Genomic DNA, 22,630 nt, shown 5'->3' with positions numbered 1-22,630 from the left:
CGCCTTCGATCGTTGATTTATCTAAATATGCCAGCACTTTGTTCTCATCTATTACGGAGTTCTTTTCCAGTTCTATTTCCAGATTTGTAATGTCTGAACTGCTAACAACAATATCTTTTTGTGCATTGTACCAGCTCCACACTCCACCTCTTCCTTCTGAATAGTTTATCGCATACAGTAGGTACTCTCCATTCGGAATATCATCAAAAACAAAATTCCCGTCTGCATCACTGGTTGTATTTGCTACCAGATAATAGTCATTTTCTTCTGCCGAGACCACTGTTGTTAGTGACAGTAACAACAATACACTTATGAACAATGTCAATATTCTCTTATTTTGCATGTTATCCCTCGATAACGTGCAGCATTTCGGTTACTTTGCTTGCAGGCTGTACCGAAATGCTCCACCATCTTTTCTTTATTTATGTTCCTATCCACCAACCACGATGTTAAGTTGAATTGTTTTAAAACAAGCCAGCTTGAATCAAAAGACAAAAAAAATTAACTGGAAGTTGTGTTACCTCCATCTTCTTCTTCAGGAACGTAAACCACTCTTCCATCAGCAAGTTTGTAAGCAGTACCAAGAGCTTCCCCGGTTCCACCGCCTATCTGGTCTGTCATGTTCAGGACCTCGATGGGCTGACCTTGCTCTTTGATTATTATCTGCATGTCCTTTTGTCCCGGGTTCTTGACCAGGGTTATGTCCTCTGTAGGACTGAGAAGCTCCGGCATCTGGTATGACATCACCAGTGCCACCAGAAGTGCTACGGAGAATACCATAGCAATGTCAAAAAGGTTAGCAACCCCTGTCAGGGGGTTCTGCTCGTCCTCATTATTGATGAGTCCTGTTCGTCTGTACCTTCTTCTCTTCACTCCCCTACCTCCAGGGTATCGAGGATATAGTCGATATCAGCCATATCCTGCCAGTACCATCTTTTCCTTATCTGTGTAAGAACATAGCCGATGCTACCTGCGAACAATCCGATAACCGTTGTAGCAAATGCTATCATGAGGTTGTTTGCAAGTTGTACGATATCTCCCTGAGAAAGTCCTATTAATGCAGGTCCCAGTGGGATAAGTGTTCCCATTAGTCCGAGCATAGGTGAGATGGTTGCTACGATCCTAGTCTGTTCCAGTCTCTTTGCCATTCTGATCTCGTATTCCTGTGACAGCCATTCAATGGCAGGGATCATGTTCTTTTCAAGATGATCTGCAGCAGATGTTGCAAAATCTGTAACCATAAAATTCTGTTTTACATTACGCAGTGAACCGGCAGCCTTTTCAAATTCCTGAGAACCTACATGTTCTCTTACCTTACTGCAACAAAGTTCAAGATTCCCGATGTCTCGATGTCTTTTCGCATATTCTGAAAGGAACTCTCCGATAAGCATCAGAGAGAATACCACTAGTAGTATCAGAATAATAATTACCGGATACAGCAGTGAAGCTGAGAAAGTGTACAATATACCAAACAACGAAGATGTTGCATCCATTTTTATTGACCTCTTATGTTATTGAGGGCATAGCCCCCGATTATGAATATCGTGAATATCAACAATGGGATCATCTCGAATTCTCCTCCACTGCTCAGTGCGAGGTTGAGCTTCTTTGCTTTGATGTATGCCGGGACTATCATTGCTCCGAGGAGGTAGAATATCCCAAGGAACATCATCGCTGTTCCAAGGTCTTCAGGCGTTCTTTTCATTCTTCTGAAGATCCATGTTGATGATATCACTGATATGAAGAAAACAGATCCTACCAGAATACCGACCTTCCATCCACTTACTTCAAGTGTTGAGGCCAGTATCATGCAAGACACAAAAAGAGCTGTGAGGCATACAGGACAGGGAACTGATATGACAAGGAAGGTCTTTTTTGAGACATCATGTCCACAGTTCCATTTTTTCTGAGTGTATATCCCTGCTCCTATCAGAACAAGTGCTATGAATACGTGCAGTGTCATTCCAAGGTTTGCGATACCTTCCAGATATGACTGGTCCACCATTTCCACCAGACTTCCAAGTATTATGGATATTACAAAGTAAGCACTTGCAAGTATCAGTACATCTTTTTTCCTGACGGTTGAGAATCCACATCCTACTCCGGTCTTTAACCCAAATATGAAGATACCTGTCAGTATGCCTATCACGGCTGCATAAACGTAACTCATTTGACCCCTTCTTGTACAATGTTATATGTTAATTATAAACTAACTTGAATTCATTGTTAGCATATATTCAATTGCTATTATTGCAATAGTAATTATTAATAAGCTTACTAATGTTTGTTTTTGAACTAATATATGCAAACAAAGTGCCTACTAATAAACCTTTCGGATTATTTCAATACAAAATACGTAGCAGAAGGTAGAAAAATTTCTGATGTACTGCTGCAATGTGTATACTAATCAAGTTATATTGATATGTGAATAATTATCAGAATGAATGCACGATAAGAACATGTACAAAAATATCGTGAATTAAGTAGAGATGTCACTGACAGGTTATTATAATGAAAAGAAAACAAAAATAGGAAAAAAGACAACCCTAATGGGTTGCAGGAATAATGGTTATTTCTTGAATTCGGTGTAACCGCACTTGCCGCATGCACGTCTGTCCTTGTGCTCTGCGAGGAAAACTCCCTCTCCACAGCGTGGGCAGGACTGATGTGTGCGCTCGACGGAATCGCCGCTGACCTTATAGAAATCCTTTGCTGCCATAATTATTCCTCTGCTGCTGGTTCTTCAGCTACTTCTTCTTCTTCCTCGACGACCTCTGGCTCAGGGAGCGCGTTCCTTTCAAGGACGTATGCTTCCTCTACCTGCTTCATACGAGCTTCGTCTTCATAGATCTTGATGTATGCTTTAAGTTCCTGCTTACCGAACTCATTATCCATGTTCTGGACGATCACAAGTCCTAATGGTACTGTGAGCATAGCTGCAAGTTTGCTTTTTACGTCGTTCCTTGATGGTGTAGCACCGTCAAAGGTGACAGCGAGGTTCAATTCACGCCTGTTGAGAAGCGCATTATTCTTATCTTTAATGATCTTAATATCCATTCAGTTTCCTCCGAATAGCTTCGATTTGTTCTGTAGTATGGTCCTGTCCGTTGAGTATCTCACTTAACAGGTCCTTCATTTGTTCCTTTTTATCTAAGGTAATCTTAACAAGTACAACACCTTCGTCCGGCTGTCCATAAAGAACAGCTGATCCTTCAGGTGCCATAAGTATCGCAGGTACAGCTGCAAGGTCCTCCTCGCCGCGCACAAATATCCTGACATGTTCATCTGTTTTCAACGCACTTCCTACAGCGTCTATCAGATCTTCGGTTATTACCCCTGCTGGATTGTCAATGGATATTTCGGTGAACCCTTTATGCTTGGTACCCACTACGACCCGGTCTGATGCCGGTCCGCGCTTTGTGCGGTCATCCACTACGAGGATGTCCGGTATTATTCCAAGATTGAGCAAGTGGAAGGTAGTAACATCACCCACGGATATAAGTTTTGTGGGACTACCCAGATCTCTGGAAAGCTTTACAATGGTATCGTCGCCTTTACCGCGGTAAAGGCGCCCGAATATCTCACGAAAACGTGGGCGAAGTGTGTCTGGTAATGCTAAATGAAGGCCCAATTAGCGCACCTTCAATGCATATTTATCTGCAACCTTGACATCCATCTTCTTTGCTATCTCTGAGCGCTCCGGGTCGATTATGATCACCATACCGCTCCAGTCAGCACTGAGATTGCTTGAGCCGCAAATCGGGCAGGTCTGGCCATTGATTATCCTGTGGCATTCGCGACAAACCTGTTCACTCATTTGATCTCTCCAGTATATGATTATTCTTCTTTGTCTGCGGTCGGTCTTCTGGCCTCTTCAAGCCATTCGAACTTACCCAGGGAATGCTGACGCATTGTCAATCCTATCTTGCTTTCCCTTGGATCCCTTTCATTGATACTTACCGCAACGATACGAGCTCTGAGCTTGTCACCCTCTGCGAGTGACCTGCCGCCGCCCTTGCTTACAAGTCTTCCGTTCTTTCCGTCATATGACATGAAATCATCAGTGACCTGGCTCACGTGAAGGAGTCCGTCCATGGCTCCGATACTTACGAAAGCACCGAAATCAACAGTTTCGACAACTTCTCCCTCAATTACTTCCTGGATAGTTGGCACGAATACTATTGCCTGGAACTTTGCATCGTAATATACAGCACCATCGCCCACAAGGATGTGACCTTCTCCGATCTCATCTATCTGTGTGATAGCAACAATAGCTCCGATATCCTTGTCGATCCTGCCTTCAAGTTTGGTCCTCAGGGCACTCTTGACATTCTGGTTAACATCCTTGCCTAAGAGATCTGGTGCAACTCGAATTGTATCGGCAAGTTTCATCTTCTTATACATATGACTGACTCCAATAATCCTTGTAATTATAATTAGTTTAGCAACTTATATGATTTTAAACTGATCTATCTATCGCCTATGATATTATCTCAAGCCTGTTCTTTTGTCTCAGACATATGACAAGGACATCTTTTTTTTGCAGTCTTTTGCGAAGTCCTATATCATTTGTGAGAACAGATGCCGGAAGGTCTGTTGCCAGATCCAGAATGACATCATCGGCATGTCCTTCTGCCTCGATGATCTCACATCTGTCTGCCATTGCCCGTGCAACCTTTGCAGCTGTCCTGTCCGCTCCTTTGAGGGTCTTGACCAGAATGTTCAGTTCATTGATAACGGCCCTGGGGACCAGATGGTCATCAAATCCCAGTCTTTTAAGCTCCTCGAAGATATCAACATTGAACTGAACAGGTATCATCAGCGCGTTAGTATCAATAATTACTTTCAATCCTCGATAACTCCTACACCGATAAGTCTCCAGCGTGAACCGACACGTCTGCTGATAGCTACGGTGGAGCCGCTCTCTGCGCATACAGGTCTCTTCAACTTGACCTCTGCTATATCCTTACGTGCGCTGGTGACCACACCTACTGTAGTGGCTGTACCTACGTTCAACATAAGTGGTTCACTTGTCTTTATCGGACCTATCTCTTCCTCATCGGAGACTCCTACAACCCTTTCAAGAAGGTGAAGTTCGAGTTTAAGGTCATCACGTGTAGGTGGCAATGTGCCAGGAATACCTGCAACCTGTCCTGTAAGAGTATCACTCTTTGTTAATGTAGGGTCAAGTGTGGTTCCTACTGCAAGCAGTCCGCCAGGGGTTGCTTCCTCAACATCGTCCTTGCCGGCAATGATCAGGGAGACTTTTGTCTTTATTGGTTCCCACCTTGTTGTACCGTCACTCTCTACCTTTCTTCCAGGTCTTATCTCAAGCTCGTCCCCTGGATGCAGAACACCTTCTGTAAGTGTTCCTCCAATGACACCGCCTGTTATCTTCTTAATAGGTGTACCTGGTTTGTTGATGTCGAATGATCTTGCAATAAGCATGTGAGGTGGTTTGTCGATCTTGTATGTAGGTGACTTGATCATCTCTTCTATTGTCATGATGAGCGCATCGACATTTATGTTCTGTTGCGCTGATATAGGTACAATAGGAGCATTCTCTGCCACAGTTCCCTTTACGAATTCCTTGATCTGGTGGTAGTGCTCGATGACCTTTTCCTTTGGTACAAGGTCTATCTTGTTCTGCACGATAACAATATTCTGGATCCCGATGATGTTCAATGCCATCAGATGTTCTTTTGTCTGTGGCTGTGGACATGTCTCGTTCGCTGCAATTACAAGAATAGCACCGTCCATGATAGCTGCACCAGATAACATGGTCGCCATCAATGTTTCGTGGCCAGGTGCATCTACAAAGGATACGGTCCTGAGCTCTTCAGATGGTTTGTCGCAGCCTTCACATTTATCTGCAACAGTATAACACTGGGGTTCTGGGCAGTCAGGGCATTTCCTGAATGTAGTGTCTGCGTATCCCAGTCTGATAGATATACCACGCTTCATCTCTTCGCTATGTGTATCTGTCCAGACTCCTGAAAGTGCGCTGACAAGTGTGGTTTTTCCGTGGTCGACATGACCTACCATGCCGATATTAACACTAGGTTGACTCAATTTTTGATTTCCCTCCCGGTTGGGCAATGTTTTAGAAGTGTAAATAAGTTCAGTATAAGTTTCAATATATTATCTGTTTAGATTTTGGTCTATCATTCGCCTGATCATATTTAAATGATTTCGAACAACCAGAAAATGCAATTACCTATTGGTATGGCAAACCATGCCTTATTCCTTTAATAATGTATATAACTTACTATGGATAAGGTGGTGTAAAAAAGTTTCCAGTCCGTCCGGAAGTATCACAATACGGACTTGAGGGCATCTTTTATTATCTCATCCCTCTGGAAGATCCTCTCTATCTTAATTCCCTGTTTTGTGATCTTATAATTGAGAGGTTCCAATGAGATATATGTGCATCTCATCTTAGGTATGTACATCTGACGAATACCCCTTCCTGTGCCTGTCTCCCTGTCCATATAAAGTTCAATATTACCAAAGGATATGTGCTGGGCTATCGTATGCTTCATCCCGTTCTCTTCCTGCCCCATCAAAAATAGTGAAGTGCATTTCTTTCCGAAGAGTATATCGTTTATAGTGAAGAACTTGTCAGCAAATTCCTCTGTACTATGATATAGTGAGAGCATGTCAAGATTATCTATTACTACTACATCTACATCGTCCGGTATGTCCTGAACGTTCTGGACAATATCCTTCTCAAGAAAACCTATGCCTGCTCCATGTCGTGCGGCATTGTATATCTTGTTGCTGCGTGTCTCGAAGGATTTAGTGATAAGAAGAGTGCCTTTGTCAATGCAGGTCTGGAAATCGATCCCTATGCTCCTTGCCTGTTCAAGGTAGCTTTCCACATTTACATGGGTGAGCATGAGCATACATTTCTTTCCAGCAAGACATGACATGTGAAGGAAATGTGTTGCTAGGATACTTTTTCCTGATCCCGGTGGGCCACTTATAAGGATGCCCTGTTGTAGGGGGTAACCTCCTTCCAGTAGTTCATCCAGCTCTTTTATTCCGGTGGGTATCCTGTTGATCTGCATGTGATTAGATAATATCACCGCTATTATATAAAAAGACTATTATTTGATAGCAGTTATTTATATTGTATTCTTATCTTAAAAAGAGAGGTCTGAGAAATGCTCAGACCTGTAAGGGCTCAGTTATGATCTTATGTTATGATCTTGTCAAGCTGATCGGTCTCAATTGCCCTTCTGATCTCAAAGGCAACACGGCGACCTGTGCTCATTGGCTTTCTCCATATGGTGTTACCGTATGGGTGACCAACTGACATGTGGACATTTGTTCCTCCACCGACACGTGGTGCTACATCATATATATAGAAGTTCAGGTCCTTGTCGACGCATGTCTGCAGACAGAACGGACCAATAACACCAGGGTCATAGTGCTTCTTTGCAGCTTCGATGTATTTCTCTGAAAGCTCGAATACCTTCTCAAGAAGTGATTCCCTGAGAGTTGCGGAGTTGTGACCACAAACGGTGTATTCAGGTGTGAGCTGGTGTTCTGCAAGTGTCATCTGCTGTGGTGCTGGCAGACGTACGTGTCCGTCAAGACTTGTCTCAAAGCGCCAGTCAATACCAAGTATCTCAAGTTTGTTCATCTCTGTCTCAACAGGTGAGTAGAACATGTCGAAGTTGAATACAGGACCGATCACATAGCGCTCTATTCTTGCATTGTCAAGTGCATCCTGTGTGATGACACCCTGCTTCAGGAGTGACTGTGCCTTCTGCTGGTATTCCTCATAGGTTCCTGCTGTGAAGAAACCTCTTTCCAGTTTCTTTACTGCGTGAGGCAGCTTTACCATCACAAGTTCCTCGATGTCCTGTGGGTCGCTGATCCTCTCAGGGAATGGCAGTCCTGCCTTCTCAAGGAGCCAGTAGTAGTCACGGTCCATACCTCTCTCTTCACTGCGGAGCATGTTCCTGCTTCCTACAAGAGGTACTTTGAAGTCGTTCTCTACTTCATCGATCCCACAGTAGGATGTGAAGGAACGGTTTGGTATGAAAAGCACATTCTCTTCGACCAGTTTCTTCTGGACTTCCTGTGAGGTTGTCTGGCTGAACTTATCCAGCATTATGTGCTCGTCCACTATACCACGGACAACCTTACCGTTGCTGTCTCTCTGTGACTTGAAATAATCTGTATAGGTCTTCTCACGTCCCTGCTGGCATATAGCAAGTGTTCTGAAGTCCTCTTCAATTGCGCCGTCAAAGACATCAAGTGCTGAATGCGAAGCAACAGTACCGATCTTGACCTTGTCCATGTCATAATCTTCAATGATCTCTGAGATCTCTTTTCTGTCTATCATTATTTGCCCTCGGTTTTGCCCAGACATTGTATTTACTATTAATAAACCTGTTTACGCCGGGAGTTATGAGTTTGTGATCTTAAATGCCTGTGACCATGTAAATGATCAGTGGTGTTATGAAAGTCTCTATTACAGCTGCAAGGAATATAAGTGGGAATAGCCAGTGCAGGTAGAATTTGATCCCCTTGATGATCTCTTCTTTAAGGTCAACAGGTCTCGAACGGAGTGCCTGCAATGCAACATATCCTATCTTCATTCCAACTGCTGATGATATAATAAGCATGGGGACCTCTATAAGTCCATGAGGTGTGAGGCCTGCTATGACGAACAATGCTCCATTCTCAACTGTCTGGTAATGTGCGAATATACCGATGACAAAACCGTTCATGAGAAGGAATCCGAATGGTATTATTCCAAGTGCAAAACCAAGAAGTATCGAGAAGAACATCTTCACAGCATTGTTCACGAATATCAGCAGCATTATCTCTAAAGCCGATAATCCCTGAAGCATCTCTGCGAGTTCTTCAAGGCCATCCAATGAGTTCAATGCATAGGAAGGGTCCATGGAATAGTAGGCATAGCCCGCTACTGTAGATATAATAAAAAGTGCGAGACTTATCCAGACAAAAGGTTTCAGTTCCTCGATGTATGTCCAGAATCTCTCTCTTGTGTTCTCGTCGTGCATGGATCAGACTCCAAATGCCATCCTGATGGTGTTCCTGCATGCAGGAGATAATCCAAGGACTATGATGACCAGCTTCAGGAAGGTCTTTAGTGTCTCCGATTCCTCGTCCTCATCAAAATGATTATCCAGTATATATAATACCGGGATGAATATAGATAGTTTTAACGGATACATGACAAATGCAGTGCCTGTGAGATCTATAAGATATGAAGGTACTACATGTTTCTCGTAATATCCAAGGAAATCGATCCCTGCAATGGTGGATGATGCATCCATCAGGTGTACCCAGAGGATCGCCATGTTGATCTTGTTCTTGAGCAGGTCGAAGCTGATCTTGTCAAAGATGTACTTTGTGAACAGGACTATCACACTTGCTGCACCGATCACAAAGACGGGCAGCCATGGACGGACCATATCCTCAAGATAGAACAGTATCGCCAGATTCAAAGCGAACCATGCGGATCCGAAGTATGCAAAGTTCTTCAGGTAATCTCCGCTTCCCTTTAATTTCACTATCCATTTTGAAAGCATTAGGAAGAACACTGTTATTGCAAATACCACAAAATAGATGTTCGGGGTTATGAAAATATAACTTGCAGGTGTTGTAAGTACTCCTGTGTCCTCTATTACTCTCAGGGATGAACCTGCAAGGACAAAGGGAACTATTGCTGCCGTAAGCCTGTCATCGATATCGATATCCAGTTTCCTCAGCAGTTTGACAACGCCGAATATACATATTCCCAGCAATATGGCCCACGTAACAGTATTCACTATATTGTAGCCACTATCGTGAAGGATAGGGTCTATGTAATAATTGTTAATGAATTGGGTAAGTTTATCTATCAATGGCATTATAATCACAGCAGTAACATAATATAGGAATATCCTAATACAACTAACGCTTAATAGGTTTATGGGAAGCGGAAGTCATCGAGCTATTCCCTTTGCTGGATGGTCCGCACAGAAGCCCGTTCATTATTTCAGGTCAATGGTCTGCATAGTATCCGGCATGATCTCGGTCACTGTCCGGTGGGTATTGACCCTTATCTAATATACGTATTCAGCAATTCAGTTTTTGGCAGGTATATAAGTGATCCCGACAAAAGGCAAAAAGAAGTGGATGCAGTTACCAAGGGATGTTGTTGTGGGTCCTGATGTCATCTATGATGTGAAGGATGTTTGTGATGATCTTAAACTCAGGGAAGGTGCTTTCATTGTCACAGGGCAGAACACTAAGAAGATAGCAGGTGATGTCGTATTCGATCATCTGGATGACTGTGGCTATGAACCCGGTATCATAGTCTCAAAAGAAGCATCCATGGATGATGTAAAAAAGGTTGTCTCTGAAGCCGAAGGATCGAATTCCCGGTATCTTATGGGAGTTGGGAGCGGAAAGTCCATAGACGTGGCGAAACTGGCAGCTACACAGCTTGACCTTCCTTTTATAAGTGTACCAACAGCAGCTTCACATGATGGTATCGTTTCCTCAAGGGCATCGATACACGATAAGGGTAAGAAGACATCCATCGAAGTGAATGCTCCAATGGCTGTGATAGCAGACACTAATATCATATCCGGTGCACCTTATCGCTTGCTTGCTGCCGGATGTGGTGATATTATCTCCAACTATACTGCGGTACTGGACTGGGAACTGGCACACAGGTTACGAAATGAACCTTTCAGTGAGTACGCAGCAGCTCTTTCCAGAATGACGGCCCAGATATTGATGGATTCTCCTGAGGCTATCAAACCTGAACTTGAAAGTTCTGTCAGGATCGTTGTGAAGGCTCTGGTATCCAGTGGTGTTGCCATGAGCATTGCAGGTTCTTCAAGACCGGCTTCAGGTTCTGAGCACATGTTCAGCCATGCTCTGGATATGCTTGCACCGGGTTCGGCCTTACATGGTGAGCAGTGTGGTGTGGGTACAATAATGATGATGTACCTGCATGGTGGCGACTGGAAGAAGATAAAGGAATGCCTGGAGATCATCGGCGCGCCAACAACAGCTGAAGAACTTGGAATTGAAGATAAGTATATATTAGAGGCGCTTCTTGTTGCACATGAGATACGTCCGGAGAGGTATACGGTACTAGGGGCGGGGCTGACTCCGGAGGCAGCTGAGAAGGTTGCAAGATTGACAAAAGTTATTTCATGATCACTTCATTAATTATATCATTATATCTCAACATATACAAGGTGATTCAATATGACAGAAACCAACACTACCATTACACTTATCGGCTCAAGGCTTGCAAAAGAGGGCGAGGATTTCATATTCATGGGAGAGTCCCGTGAGTGCGGCAAATGCAAGCTTAAACGGACCTGTATGAATCTGGATCCGGGCCGGAAATACCGTGTTTCAAAGCTCAGGGGAGATACAGTTCACAACTGTTTCGTCCATGAGGGCGGGGTATTGACAGTAGAGGTAGAAAGCGCCCCTATACTTGCAGCGATCGAGTCCCGAAAGGCTGTGGAAGGTTCAAAGATAAGCTATGAACTTCCAAAATGTACGGAATTCGATGACAGTGTGTATGATATATTGTATCCTGAATGTCTTAAGGAAGGGGACAAATGCACAGTTGTAAAGGTGCTTGGTCCAATGGAAGATGGACTGGTGTCAGGATGTTCCCTGAAGAAAGTAGAACTTAAACTGTAGTTTCGTTGCGAACATCTTTTATATAAAAAGCAATTCGTAGGAATAAGAAAAATATCGAATTTATAATCATAGAGGTAATTGAATGGCAGGGAAGTCAGGTGATGGATTCCATCATGATTTTTATACAGCAGAGCGCTGGAACAACTGGATCAACCAGGTAAAAGATAGCGATTTCAAATTAGAAGAATCTGATGAGACAGAGGGAAAGGCAGGAGCTATCTTTGTGAACATGGAGGATGATATAATCCTTGCATGTCTGAAGATCATCGCTAAATATGAGAAAGAACAGATCCCACAGGAATCTGCACTGGAATATCTGGGACAGATTAGGGATATTGCACTTGCTGAGATCGATCCTATATCAGAGGATGCGGACCTTATGATCGATTCTCTTCAGACCTCTCTCATGGGAGGCTTTGCTGCATGTGAAGCATATGTAGCTGGTGACTATGATGAGAAAGATGATATCGGTGACCTTGTAAAGGTTGCTCTTGAAGCGGAATCCTCTGACGACATAGAGATCGCGATCGGCACTATTGCTGAGATCGGTGCTCTTGTTATCAGTGGAAAGGAACTCTCAGAGAAGGTTATGGAAGAGGTTCCTTACGGTCTTGTTGCAGAATGGCTTGATGGTATCGATTCCATCCACGCTGCAATGCAGGGCTCTGACAGTTACAAGGATGATGAAGAAGACGATGGAAAGTAAGGGAATTATTTCCCATTCCTTTCGTTCTTAATTCTGACCTTCAACTTTACTTTTTTCTCTTTTAGCTCACATTCATATCGATAACATGTTCAATTATAGCAACATTGCAGTCCTTGACCTTACACATGCAGGTATCATTATCGCTGAGAAGCTTGCAGACCTTGGTCTCAATGTAACTGCAATAGATGTTTATGGAACTGTCGATGAGAACACTCTCTCTGTACTTGGGTCAGCCCATGGAATTAAAACATCAAAAGAGGCTGTGCCTGTTGATGGCTTTGATCTGATAGTAAGTCCTGCACATTTGGATCCGGAATATCCAATGCTTTCCGGAGGAAGGGAAAAGAATATTGAGATAATGACACACCACAGGGCTGTAGGTCATATATTGTCAATGACCGGATCTCTTGAAGGTGCTAAGGTCATCGAGATCACCGGTTCCAAGGCAAAGACCAGCTCTGCATCATTGCTTGCTGCTATTCTTTCCATGAGGATGCAGGTAGTGCTTCATACCTCTCGTGGTCTGGAACTGTGGGAGAAGGGAATTTCCCGTGTTCTTCATCTGGGCCTGAGCATAGCTCCCGGAAGCATCCTGCTTGCTGTTGATAAATTGAAAGAACTTGGTGTCTCTGCGGACTGTTACATTCTTGAGGTGTCAATAGGTCTTACCGGATATGCTGATGTGGGAATTATTACCACACTGGAGCCTGACTATCTTATCGCAGCATCGACTTCCAGTGCCAGCGATTCAAAGATAAGTGTGCTTGGCTATGGCAGACCGGATGAGCTCTTCTTTCTGAATATACGTGACCATAAGGCACTGGATATGGCTGAAGATAACGGCAGACAATACCGCACCTTCAGCGATTCAAAAGATATCAATGCTGACCTTAAGGCGTATTTCGGGGATGATGGTATCATTGTGGAAAATAGTGAAGGGACCTTTACTTCATCTCTCTCATCAAATTACAATTCCACATCATATGCAACTGCTTTTGCAGTTTCAACATCTGTGGCACTTTGGATGGGTATTCCTGTAGACGATATATCTTCCGTTATTTGCTCCTTTGAAGGCTTACAGGGACGTATGCAGAAGAAGATGTTCTCAGGCAGGGAACTTATCGACAATTCCAATTCCGGAATGGATATACGTTCTGTTGAAAAGGCACTTGACTATGCTTTGAGCAAAACCGGGAAATCCGTCAGGATCATCATGGTGCTGGGTGAAGAGGCTGCCCAGGTCTGTGAGGGTCTGCCTCCCGAAGATGTGTCAGAGTTCATCAACAGACGTGGTAATGATCTTGAAACGATCATACTTGTAGGTGAGAGGATGCAGGGAATAGTTTCAGATAATATTATGCATTCACCAGGACTTGAGGAAGGACTTGACATGGCAGCAGGACTTTCATCGCAGGAAGATCTTCTTCTCTCATGCGTGAAATGTTTCAGGTGATAAGGTTTATTTTATCTCTGTTCTTTCATTATGATCAGTCCTTTATATGATAAAGGAATAGATAGTGCAGAAAAATAGACTTACTTTAAGTATACTATTTATTACGAAATTAAATATTTATAATAATCAAAGAAGTATATCGGGATACATATGGCTGAAAACGATATTTCTATAATACACCCGCGGCCCAGTTCCATCGTGGCTGCGTTATATACACTGCGTGATCTGAATGTTGATGTTGCAATACTCCATGGTCCGCCTGGATGTTCATTCAAACATGCAAGGCTGCTAGAGGAAGATGGCATACACGTTGTGACAACAGCTCTTGATGAGAACGGTTTCGTCTTTGGAGGACGTGATGAGCTTTCCTCCCTGCTCAGCAAGGTCAATGAGATGTTCGATCCAAAGCTCATTGGCGTTGTAGGAACATGTGCCAGTATGATCATCGGAGAGGAACTCCGTGAGCCTATTCAGGATGCTAACCTTGACGTACCTGTCATAGAGGTGGAAGTGCATGCAGGATATCCTAACAATACCAAAGGCGTATTGATCGCACTTGAGTCAGCATGCGATGCAGGTGTCATTGATTCAGAAGAACTTGAAAGACAGAAAGTGCTTCTCGAGGAAGCTACCAATGTTGAGAAACGCCATGGTGCAGCAAGTAAGGAATATCTTGTTCCTTCACGTGGTGACCTGAAGTACAAGGTAGCTGAGAAAGTCATCAATTATCTTAAAGAAGGCAAGAAATGCCTAACCATAATGAACGCCAAGAAAGAGACCGGTTACATGTTCGCTGACATCACCGTTGCGATCAACGAAGTGGCTGAACAACTTGGTGTTGCAGAGAATGTCATCAACATGGCAAACGTTGACGATACACTTGGTCTTCCACGTGTCCGTCATCATGCAACAAGCATCATGAACGACTTCAATGAGAAAGGAATCCCTATTCATGAGGTCATTGGCGGTATGGATGAATATCCGATCGCAGGTGACAGGGTAAGTGAACTTATAGCTGAGAAGTACAGTGACTTCGACTTTGCTGTTATCACTGGTGTACCACATGCCATACCAATGGACAATCTCCAGAACATGGACGTGATCTCAGTTACCAACGGTCCAAGACAGGTGTTCCCGTTAAAGGATATGGGACATTCCAATGTCATTGTTGAGATCGACCTGCATCCAAAGACACTTGGTGTGAGCAATATTGTTGAATCCGAGTTCGGTGCGACCATGCGCGAAGTGGCAAAGGATATGTTGAACGAGGAGGAAGCCTGATGGAACAGAAAAGGATAGCCATATATGGTAAAGGCGGCATCGGCAAGTCCAGTACCGCTTCCAATGTCGCAGCAGCATGTGCTGATGAAGGCTTCAAAGTAATGATAATCGGATGCGATCCAAAGAGCGATTCATCCATCACACTCCTTGGTGGCAAGAGGATACCAACCATCCTTGACCTTCTCAGGCAGAAGATAGAGATCAAGGAAGAGGACATCGTCCATGAAGGTTACAAGGGCGTTAAATGTGTGGAAGTTGGTGGTCCTGAGCCCGGCATCGGCTGTGCAGGAAGAGGTATCATCGTTGCGATCCAGAAGCTTAAGCAGATGTGCAAGTCAATTGATGATATGGACCTTATCATCTATGATGTTCCGGGAGATATCGTATGTGGTGGCTTTGTAGCACCTATACGCAAGGGACTTGTGAATGAGGCTTACGTTCTTACATCCGGTGAGTATATGCCGCTCTATGCTGCAAACAATATTTGCAAGGGACTCTCAAAGATCGATACACCACTTTCCGGCATTATCTGCAATTCCAGAAGTGTCACAAGGGAAGAGGAGATCGTAAGGAAGTTCTCTGAGGAGATAGGCACCAAGCTTATGGCTTTCATTCCTAAGGAACAGATCGTACAGGATTGTGAGAGAGATGGTTTCTCAGTGCTTGAAAAGGCTCCGGAGTCATCAGTTGCAGGTGTATATCGTGAGCTTGCACATGCAATTATGTCAAATGAAGGTTCTGTGATGCCTTCATCACTTGATGATGAAAGACTTCGTGAACTTACACGTTAAGGTTTGATAAGATGTCTGACAACCCTAAGGTTCCGGGAAATAATAAAGTTAAGGAAATACCAAGGATACTCCTGTCAGCAGGAAGTTCATCCTCTGGTAAGACCACAATTACCATTGGTCTGCTTGCAGCTCTTACTGAGGCTGGTTACAAGGTCCAGCCGTACAAGGTGGGACTGGATTATATCGATCCAAGTTACTATACTGAGATAACCGGTCGCAGGGCTCGTAATATAGATGGTTTCCTTATGGATGAGGAGGGTGTCAGGGACGTTTTCATTCACGGTACAGAGGTAGGTGAGGATGCTGATATCGCTGTTATCGAGGGTGTCCGTGGCCTTTTTGAAGGCTTTGACAGTTTTACGGATACAGGCAGCACTGCTCAGATAGCTAAGATCCTGAAATGTTCTGTTATCCTTATCGTCAATGCAAGGAGCATTACACGCTCTGCTGCTGCGCTTGTTAATGGTTTCAAGGACTTTGACAAGGACGTGAACATCGTTGGTGTGATCCTCAACAACATTGGTGGTCCAAGACACACTAAAAAAGCAACAGAGGCTATCGAACACTACACAGGTATCCCTGTTATTGGTGTGATCCGCCGCAACAATTCAATGAAGATATCCATGAGGCATCTGGGTCTTGTTCCTGCAATAGAGGAACGCCGCCGTGCCGACAACTATGATGAACGTATCGATTTCATTAAGAATACCATCAAGGATGGTATACAGATAGACCGCCTGCTTGAAATGGCAAATGCAGCTCCGGCACTTGAGCGCCCTTCAAAGACCGTATTCATCCCACGTGAGATGGAGGGGGAACGCCCGGTCATCGGTGTTGCACTTGATGAGGCTTTCAATTTCTATTATCATGACAATCTTGAACTGCTTGAAATGGCAGGAGCCGATATCAGATACTTTAGTCCCATACACGACAGCAAATTACCCGATGTTGACGGACTTTACCTTGGCGGTGGTTATCCTGAACTTTTTGCCGCAGAACTTGAGAACAATGTATCCATGCGTGAGGATATTCTTGATGCATCACGTTCAGGCATGCCAATATATGCAGAGTGCGGCGGTCTGATGTACCTGACCGAGAAGATCAGCACAGGTGTAAAAGGAAAGGGAGCTCACAACATGGCAGAAATGCCGGAATCCACTCATGATATGGTCGGTGCACTTCCTGGGCATAGTCTCATGGGTCACAAACGTGTTGTCAGTTACAATATTGGTGAACTTGCAATAGATTCAGTGATCGGCAAAACCGGTAATTCCTTCCGTGGTCACGAGTTCCACCATTCCGAGGTTACAGAGCTTCCAAAGGATGCGAAGTTTGCTATCAGGCTGTCCAGGGGAACCGGCATAATCGATGGCTGGGACGGACTTACAGTTGATAACACACTTGGGTGTTATGCTCATCTGGTCGCCAGTTCTTACTGGGAATTTGCGGGAAGTTTTGTGGACTTTGTGATGCAGAACAAATGAGTTCATTCTTGTTTTTATTCATTTGTATCTGACTCTCTCTTTCGTCAGTTGTTCGCTAATATTTTCATATGGAATGGGCAGAAAAAGTGCTGGACCACTCTGTTTTTGAAGGAGGGGAGCTTTCAAGCATCTTTCTCCATGCTTCGTCTGTAAGTCTCTCCGAAACTGGTTGCTCAAACTCATAATATGTCATTACAGGACCGGCACCAATGAAGATCCTGCCATCAGGTAACTTATAGGCCACGACTACCATGTCCACATATCCTGCACCCTCTTCCAGCACATTGCCTGAATTTGGGTCAGTATGTACGTCTGCAACTATTGTGGTTTTCTGATCTTTCTTTTCGACACCAGCTATCACACCTTCAAGCTCTTCACCGAACGATTCAATGAACTCATAGTCTTCCTCTGAGAGCTCTTCATTCTGCAATTCCTTTTCAGAGATCATCACCAGTCTTTCAAGTACTTGTTCCAGATTTTCCAGACGATTGGTTGAGTAGATATCAAGCACGTCCATTTCTTTTAGACCACTGTTTGTCATTCGGGTAAGGGCAAGTAGTCGGTTGTAGAATTCCGGCACTGGTTCGACGTAACCCATAATTCTTTCCGTCTCAGGTACAGGAGGAATACTTGATCTAACCGTATAGCTCGGTTTAGCATAGAGTATTGTATCATGCCGGAGTTCTGCCCATGATGCCATACCAGTTGTTAGTTGCTTGTCCTGCCATGCTTCTGTCTGCATGAAAGTTGGGTATCCTGCCCCATAGTCCTTCATAAGAGGTTGCACTGCATAGAGCTGAGACCAATACAGGTTCCTTGTCCAGTCCTGATCATTGAAAGCATTGAACTTAGTTTCGAGCTTCTCATACTGTTCTGTGTATCCGGGCTTAGAGGTATCTCCCTGTGCTTCAAGATGCTCGTAAGCTCTTTTCGACCCAAGAAGTGCCATTAGATCCAGACTTTTCGGCATGTATCTGTCATCTACAGCAGGATACACAAGATTCTGGAACATGTAGGAATCCGGTATGTACCTCTGTCCCATAAACCGGAATCCTGTTGTTCGTTCCAGTGCTTTGTCAAGCTCTTCAGTGTCAGCCTCATTAATTTCCACATCCCCGGTGCCACCATATATTTCGGGACTTCTGTATGTCGCAAGTTCTGCCTTTAATGCTTCAATATCAAGTCCTTCCAATGTTCCGTTTCCACCTATTACTGAATTAAGGGCTTCTATGTACTCATAGGGTCCCAGATCATCTGAAAAACCTACGTAGAATGCTGTTACTGAGTAGACCCTTTCCCAGCTATCCATAAGTTGATCATCGTTTTCCAGATGGGAGGCTATAAGGCTGGCACTCAGGGTCTGTATCCTGGCATCCTTTTCAGGATCATCTGATCCTATCAGGTCACCCTCGAGCAACATGCTCATACGGCCGTGCCACATGAATGCCTTAAAATAGTTTTTAAGTTTTTCCGAGTATGTATAGTGCCCCCGTGGAACATACTGGGAATAATCTTCCTGGTAGCTGAATATAGGTGAGAGGGCATATCCTTCATGGGCTTCTATAAGTGCAAGTTCTGTTTCTACTTCTTCCTTTACAGCTTCGGGGATCTCGAATGTATACTCTCCGGCCTCTTCAGGACTAAACTTTCCTTCCTCTGAGAAAAAGGCATCTTCTTCATCGAGCGCAATTTGTTCATCATCCGGCTCAAGCAGGCTCAGTGCCACTGAAAAATAAGCCATATTCCTTCTAGCCGCTTCCTTTTTTTCTCCTGTGGATGTATCATGATCCTCAATAGATCTCTGGAGCAGTTCGTAGTCTATTTCCCAGATGCTGTTGTAGAACTCTTTTTCCTCTATACGTTGCAGTGTCCCATCGAACTGGATATGGTATAAATGCAGCAGGGAGTCGGAGCTTATGAATACGGGAATATCATTATTTTCCAGTGTTCCGTACATGTCGGTGATGATATCTTCTTCCGGGTTGAAAGGATTCTCTATGACCACAAAACCATTCTTCTGAAGCTTTTCAATAGCATCATCATTAAGAGATATTTTTGAGATGAACCCATCATAATTAGCTATGTTCTGTGTGTCAAGTGGCAGTTCGTATTGTGCTGCCTGAAGTTCAATGTCCAGTGGTTCAAGATAATAGTATTGTGTGAATATCTCATTTTCTTCAGTTCCTTTTGCGCTGTTAGAAGTACTGGGATGATTAGTACATCCTCCAGTGAACAAAAAGAGTAAAATGGTTGTCAGTGCGAGAAATTTGATGAATATTGCTTGCATGTTCTCTTTTCCGTTAGTATATCTGTGAATAGGAGATGAAGTATAAATTATTACTAGTTTGTTTGATATTTATTAGAAGTTTGCAACTACTATTTAAATTTATATTGCTATAATAGAATGTTTATTATATGTTAATGGTTTAAACAATTGAAGTTAATATCTTGATAACATAGATATTTCAGAAAACAAAAAGCAAACAATTAGCTATGCAGAATTCCTCACGTAAATACTCGTAAGAATGCTTATGCCTGCTATTGTTGCAGAATATCGATCATATGGGAAACATTCTGGTTTTAATGGTCGGTATGTAGAAAATGAGTTCAGGGCGATCAATAGGATCCTATTCAGCTTTTTGGAATAGTGCCGGCTTCGCCGGACCCTTCGGGATGGTTAAAGTAATTCATGACTTTTTTAGTTAAAATTATTGTACCCTTCTGCCTTGTATTTCTAAGATCTGTAAAATCAATAACAGACAAAAATCAATACTACCACCCGCCGCAGGCGGCACGTTCCTTTGCTATCATCCTGAAAACAATTGAAATACTGAAGTTGTTAATGGCTCATAAGGAATGCTGTGTCCAAAGTTGTAATTAGCAGGATGTAAAAGAGCCTAAAAAATCAGGTCCGGCTGGTTATCTGTTTTATTTGCCACTATAGTACTCTATCTGTTCGTTCTTTACCCAATCATTTTAACAACAATTCTCGACAAAATACCATTACATCATTTCGGGGAGTAGGACACATGCAATACATTGTTTTTACAGATCAAGACGGCACTCTGGTAGACCATGACACAGACTCATATGAAGCAGCATTACCGGCAATAGGTATGTTGAAAGAGAAGGGGATACCTCTAGTATTCTGTACCAGCAAGACCAAGGCTGAGATCGAGGTCTACGTGGATGAACTTGACACGGGGCATCCGTTCATATCTGGATGTTTCTCTTAGTATACGGGTCCCGGACTGGAAAAGGGCTCTTTCAGCAGTACCTGATTTCAGGCAACGGGTAAGGAATGCAGCTTTAAAGGACCTTGAGCTTTTAAAGACATAAATATAGTCCGTTATCAAAAAGTCTTTTAATGTCAAAAACAATATCTACTATAGTTTAACGTTTTACAGAATATAGGGTGTGTGGACAAATGGTTCACTTCATGGGTGCAAAACACCGCAAGATAGCTTATTTCTCTATGGAGATCGGGTTGAAGAACGAGATGCCTACTTACAGTGGGGGTCTGGGTATTCTGGCAGGCGATACAATAAAAGCCAGTGCAGATCTTGGTCTGCCACTTGTAGGTGTTACTCTCCTTAACAGGAGAGGCTATTTTATGCAGGAGCTTGACGAGGAAGGCACACAGACAGAGCATCCACAGGAATGGTCTCCTGCGGATTACATGGAGCTTTTGCCTGCAGAGGTAACTGTACTTATCAAGGGGCATGATGTTAAGGTACAGGCGTGGCTTTATGAGCACCACAGTCTCACCGAGGAAGTGGTTCCGGTTCTTTTTTTGGATACAGATGTCGAGGGTAATTCACTTGATGACCGAAAGATCACTGATAGCCTTTATGGTGGAGACCGGTCATACCGCCTGAAACAGGAGATCGTATTGGGGGTCGGTGGTGTGCGGATGCTTGATGAACTGGGCTTTAAGATCACCAAATACCATATGAACGAAGGACATTCCAGTCTCCTTGGGATCGAGCTATTGCGCCGGAACGGTATGTCTGTTGATAAAGTAAAGGAACTGTGTGTATTTACTACACATACACCTATCGAAAGTGGACACGATGTATTCTCACATGATGTTGTGGCAGAGTTGATCGGGGAGAACTCTGATCTTGAGACTCTCAAGAAATATGGGGGTGAACATCAGTTGAATATGACCCTTCTTGGCCTTAATCTTTCTAATTATGTGAACGGAGTGGCAAAGAGACACAGGCAGATATCAGAAAAGATGTTCCCTGGGTACAAGTTCTCTTCTATTACCAATGGTGTGCATTCGTATACATGGGTATGTCAGCATTTCAGGGATCTCTATGATACCTATCTTCCCGGATGGGCGAATGAACCGGAGCTTCTTGTTAGGGTTAGGAGTATACCTGACAATGAGATATGGGATGCTCATAAACGTGCAAAGAAGGATCTTATTGACTATGCGAATGCCGAATGTGGTGTTGGTATGAATTATGACACTTTGACGATCGGCTTTGCAAGAAGATTTACTGAATATAAGAGACCTACTTTGATCTTCTCTGATCTTGACAGGCTCAGAAAGGTAAATGAGGCAGGAAATATCCAGTTGATATTTGCGGGAAAGGCCCATCCGCGAGATATTATGGGAAAGGTGCTGATAGAAAGGATCTTTGAGTATATAGATGAGCTTAAGGGTGAGATAAAGATAGCTTTTCTGGAGAACTATAATATGGAGCTTGGGCTCAAGATGGTATCAGGTGTTGACATCTGGCTCAACAATCCCAAGAAACCACTGGAAGCATCTGGTACGAGTGGAATGAAAGCGGCCCATAATGGTGTTGTTAATTTCAGTGTGCTGGATGGCTGGTGGCTGGAGGGATGTGTGGAAGGGGTCACAGGCTATTCCATAGGTCCAAAACCAGAGGTTGATAAATCCCCGGAACAGGTCGAGATGATAGAGCTTGATGATCTTTACAATAAACTGGAATATATCATGATCCCAAAGTATTATTGCAGAAAGGATGAATGGATCAGCCTGATGAACAATTCAATAGAGATGATCGCATATTATTTCAATACTCATCGGATGATGCACCGTTACGTTACAGAAGCTTACTTGTGAGCAAAGGGATAAGTGGTCTTATGCCCTGTCATTTGTTTTTATTTATTGGTCTGAGCCATTTAGGGCGGATAAATTTCATTTGTATATAATAAGAATTTAGTATATAACAATCAAAAT

Annotated in this window: 27 protein-coding genes; 11 read left to right on the top strand and 16 right to left on the bottom strand. The window is 43.5% G+C overall.

The features are described 5' to 3' along the window. From BM008_RS09390 to BM008_RS09320, 15 genes are all read right to left on the bottom strand, one after another. Positions 1-343 (bottom strand): carboxypeptidase-like regulatory domain-containing protein (locus BM008_RS09390; RefSeq protein WP_143072330.1); only part of this gene is annotated, 343 nt, incomplete at its 3' end. Positions 344-501: 158 nt separating this feature from the next. Then, positions 502-873, bottom strand: coding sequence for a DUF2149 domain-containing protein (locus tag BM008_RS09385; protein ID WP_091936311.1), 372 nt, complete (start codon positions 871-873; stop codon positions 502-504). Then, positions 870-1,493 (bottom strand): MotA/TolQ/ExbB proton channel family protein, encoded by a 624-nt coding sequence (locus BM008_RS09380; protein WP_091936309.1) that lies wholly within the window; start codon positions 1,491-1,493, stop codon positions 870-872. Before BM008_RS09380 ends, BM008_RS09385 begins: the two co-directional genes overlap by 4 nt. Positions 1,494-1,495: 2 nt before the next feature. Continuing rightward, complete coding sequence (locus tag BM008_RS09375) at positions 1,496-2,170, bottom strand: DUF2162 domain-containing protein (protein ID WP_091936307.1); 675 nt, start codon at positions 2,168-2,170, stop codon at positions 1,496-1,498. A gap of 399 nt (positions 2,171-2,569) precedes the next feature. Then, on the bottom strand, positions 2,570-2,719 hold the full coding sequence (locus tag BM008_RS09370; RefSeq protein ID WP_091936305.1) for a 30S ribosomal protein S27ae: 150 nt from the start codon (positions 2,717-2,719) through the stop codon (positions 2,570-2,572). A 2-nt stretch (positions 2,720-2,721) separates the two neighbouring features. Continuing rightward, positions 2,722-3,057, bottom strand: coding sequence for a 30S ribosomal protein S24e (locus BM008_RS09365; RefSeq protein ID WP_091936303.1), 336 nt, complete (start codon positions 3,055-3,057; stop codon positions 2,722-2,724). Then, positions 3,047-3,631, bottom strand: a complete 585-nt coding sequence (locus tag BM008_RS09360; protein ID WP_091936302.1) for a GTP-dependent dephospho-CoA kinase family protein — start codon at positions 3,629-3,631, stop codon at positions 3,047-3,049. Before BM008_RS09360 ends, BM008_RS09365 begins: the two co-directional genes overlap by 11 nt. After that, complete coding sequence (gene spt4 / locus BM008_RS09355; protein WP_091936300.1) at positions 3,632-3,817, bottom strand: transcription elongation factor subunit Spt4; 186 nt, start codon at positions 3,815-3,817, stop codon at positions 3,632-3,634. A gap of 20 nt (positions 3,818-3,837) precedes the next feature. Beyond that, positions 3,838-4,404, bottom strand: a complete 567-nt coding sequence (locus BM008_RS09350) for a DNA-directed RNA polymerase (protein ID WP_091936298.1) — start codon at positions 4,402-4,404, stop codon at positions 3,838-3,840. Positions 4,405-4,480: 76 nt separating this feature from the next. Continuing rightward, positions 4,481-4,849, bottom strand: coding sequence for a DNA-binding protein (locus BM008_RS09345; protein WP_091936296.1), 369 nt, complete (start codon positions 4,847-4,849; stop codon positions 4,481-4,483). Beyond that, positions 4,846-6,072: a translation initiation factor IF-2 subunit gamma gene (locus BM008_RS09340; RefSeq protein WP_091936294.1), complete on the bottom strand. Its 1,227-nt coding sequence runs from the start codon at positions 6,070-6,072 to the stop codon at positions 4,846-4,848. The genes BM008_RS09345 and BM008_RS09340 overlap by 4 nt, the downstream gene beginning before the upstream one ends. A 242-nt stretch (positions 6,073-6,314) precedes the next feature. Next, the gene (locus BM008_RS09335; RefSeq protein ID WP_091936292.1) at positions 6,315-7,070 is read right to left on the bottom strand and encodes an RAD55 family ATPase; all 756 of its coding nucleotides are present in this window, start codon (positions 7,068-7,070) and stop codon (positions 6,315-6,317) included. Between the two features lie 128 nt (positions 7,071-7,198). Beyond that, positions 7,199-8,356, bottom strand: coding sequence for a formate--phosphoribosylaminoimidazolecarboxamide ligase family protein (locus tag BM008_RS09330; protein ID WP_091936290.1), 1,158 nt, complete (start codon positions 8,354-8,356; stop codon positions 7,199-7,201). Between the two features lie 79 nt (positions 8,357-8,435). Beyond that, on the bottom strand, positions 8,436-9,041 hold the full coding sequence (locus BM008_RS09325; RefSeq protein ID WP_091936288.1) for a stage II sporulation protein M: 606 nt from the start codon (positions 9,039-9,041) through the stop codon (positions 8,436-8,438). Between the two features lie 3 nt (positions 9,042-9,044). Further along, complete coding sequence (locus BM008_RS09320; RefSeq protein WP_091936365.1) at positions 9,045-9,896, bottom strand: DUF63 family protein; 852 nt, start codon at positions 9,894-9,896, stop codon at positions 9,045-9,047. A 58-nt stretch (positions 9,897-9,954) separates the two neighbouring features. On the opposite strand from BM008_RS09320, the gene BM008_RS14915 reads away from it, so the two are divergent. The 8 genes from BM008_RS14915 to cfbB all read left to right on the top strand — a co-directional run bounded on the left by BM008_RS14915 (position 9,955) and on the right by cfbB (position 17,412). After that, positions 9,955-10,092, top strand: a complete 138-nt coding sequence (locus BM008_RS14915; RefSeq protein WP_177188032.1) for a hypothetical protein — start codon at positions 9,955-9,957, stop codon at positions 10,090-10,092. A 69-nt stretch (positions 10,093-10,161) separates the two neighbouring features. Then, on the top strand, positions 10,162-11,196 hold the full coding sequence (locus BM008_RS09315; protein WP_091936363.1) for an NAD(P)-dependent glycerol-1-phosphate dehydrogenase: 1,035 nt from the start codon (positions 10,162-10,164) through the stop codon (positions 11,194-11,196). Between the two features lie 51 nt (positions 11,197-11,247). Continuing rightward, positions 11,248-11,697, top strand: a complete 450-nt coding sequence (locus BM008_RS09310) for a UPF0179 family protein (RefSeq protein WP_091936286.1) — start codon at positions 11,248-11,250, stop codon at positions 11,695-11,697. Positions 11,698-11,779: 82 nt separating this feature from the next. Then, positions 11,780-12,403, top strand: coding sequence for a DUF2150 family protein (locus BM008_RS09305; protein WP_091936284.1), 624 nt, complete (start codon positions 11,780-11,782; stop codon positions 12,401-12,403). A gap of 85 nt (positions 12,404-12,488) precedes the next feature. After that, positions 12,489-13,856, top strand: coding sequence for a coenzyme F430 synthase (cfbE, locus tag BM008_RS09300; protein ID WP_091936282.1), 1,368 nt, complete (start codon positions 12,489-12,491; stop codon positions 13,854-13,856). Between the two features lie 150 nt (positions 13,857-14,006). Further along, positions 14,007-15,137, top strand: coding sequence for a Ni-sirohydrochlorin a,c-diamide reductive cyclase catalytic subunit (gene cfbD / locus BM008_RS09295; RefSeq protein WP_091936280.1), 1,131 nt, complete (start codon positions 14,007-14,009; stop codon positions 15,135-15,137). Beyond that, positions 15,134-15,928, top strand: coding sequence for a Ni-sirohydrochlorin a,c-diamide reductive cyclase ATP-dependent reductase subunit (cfbC, locus tag BM008_RS09290; protein WP_091936278.1), 795 nt, complete (start codon positions 15,134-15,136; stop codon positions 15,926-15,928). Before cfbD ends, cfbC begins: the two co-directional genes overlap by 4 nt. An 11-nt stretch (positions 15,929-15,939) precedes the next feature. After that, positions 15,940-17,412 carry a Ni-sirohydrochlorin a,c-diamide synthase gene (gene cfbB, locus BM008_RS09285; protein WP_091936276.1) on the top strand — a complete coding sequence of 491 codons (1,473 nt, stop codon included), beginning with the start codon at positions 15,940-15,942 and terminating at the stop codon, positions 17,410-17,412. A 64-nt stretch (positions 17,413-17,476) separates the two neighbouring features. On the opposite strand, the gene BM008_RS09280 is transcribed toward cfbB, so the two are convergent. Then, positions 17,477-19,648, bottom strand: a complete 2,172-nt coding sequence (locus tag BM008_RS09280; RefSeq protein ID WP_342707571.1) for a DUF3160 domain-containing protein — start codon at positions 19,646-19,648, stop codon at positions 17,477-17,479. A gap of 793 nt (positions 19,649-20,441) precedes the next feature. Here BM008_RS09280 and BM008_RS09275 point away from each other — a divergent pair. The 3 genes from BM008_RS09275 to glgP all read left to right on the top strand — a co-directional run bounded on the left by BM008_RS09275 (position 20,442) and on the right by glgP (position 22,513). Then, a complete protein-coding gene (locus BM008_RS09275; protein WP_143072329.1) occupies positions 20,442-20,648 on the top strand; it encodes an HAD hydrolase family protein in 207 nt (68 codons plus the stop codon). After that, positions 20,608-20,751: a hypothetical protein gene (locus BM008_RS14910; RefSeq protein ID WP_177188012.1), complete on the top strand. Its 144-nt coding sequence runs from the start codon at positions 20,608-20,610 to the stop codon at positions 20,749-20,751. The genes BM008_RS09275 and BM008_RS14910 overlap by 41 nt, the downstream gene beginning before the upstream one ends. 88 nt (positions 20,752-20,839) lie before the next feature. Further along, positions 20,840-22,513: an alpha-glucan family phosphorylase gene (glgP, locus tag BM008_RS09270; protein WP_245747990.1), complete on the top strand. Its 1,674-nt coding sequence runs from the start codon at positions 20,840-20,842 to the stop codon at positions 22,511-22,513. Positions 22,514-22,630: the final 117 nt, after the last annotated feature.

This window comes from Methanolobus profundi (assembly GCF_900114835.1).
GTDB classification, from domain to species: Archaea; Halobacteriota; Methanosarcinia; order Methanosarcinales; family Methanosarcinaceae; genus Methanolobus; species Methanolobus profundi.
This window is presented reverse-complemented; position numbering and strand designations above follow the sequence as displayed.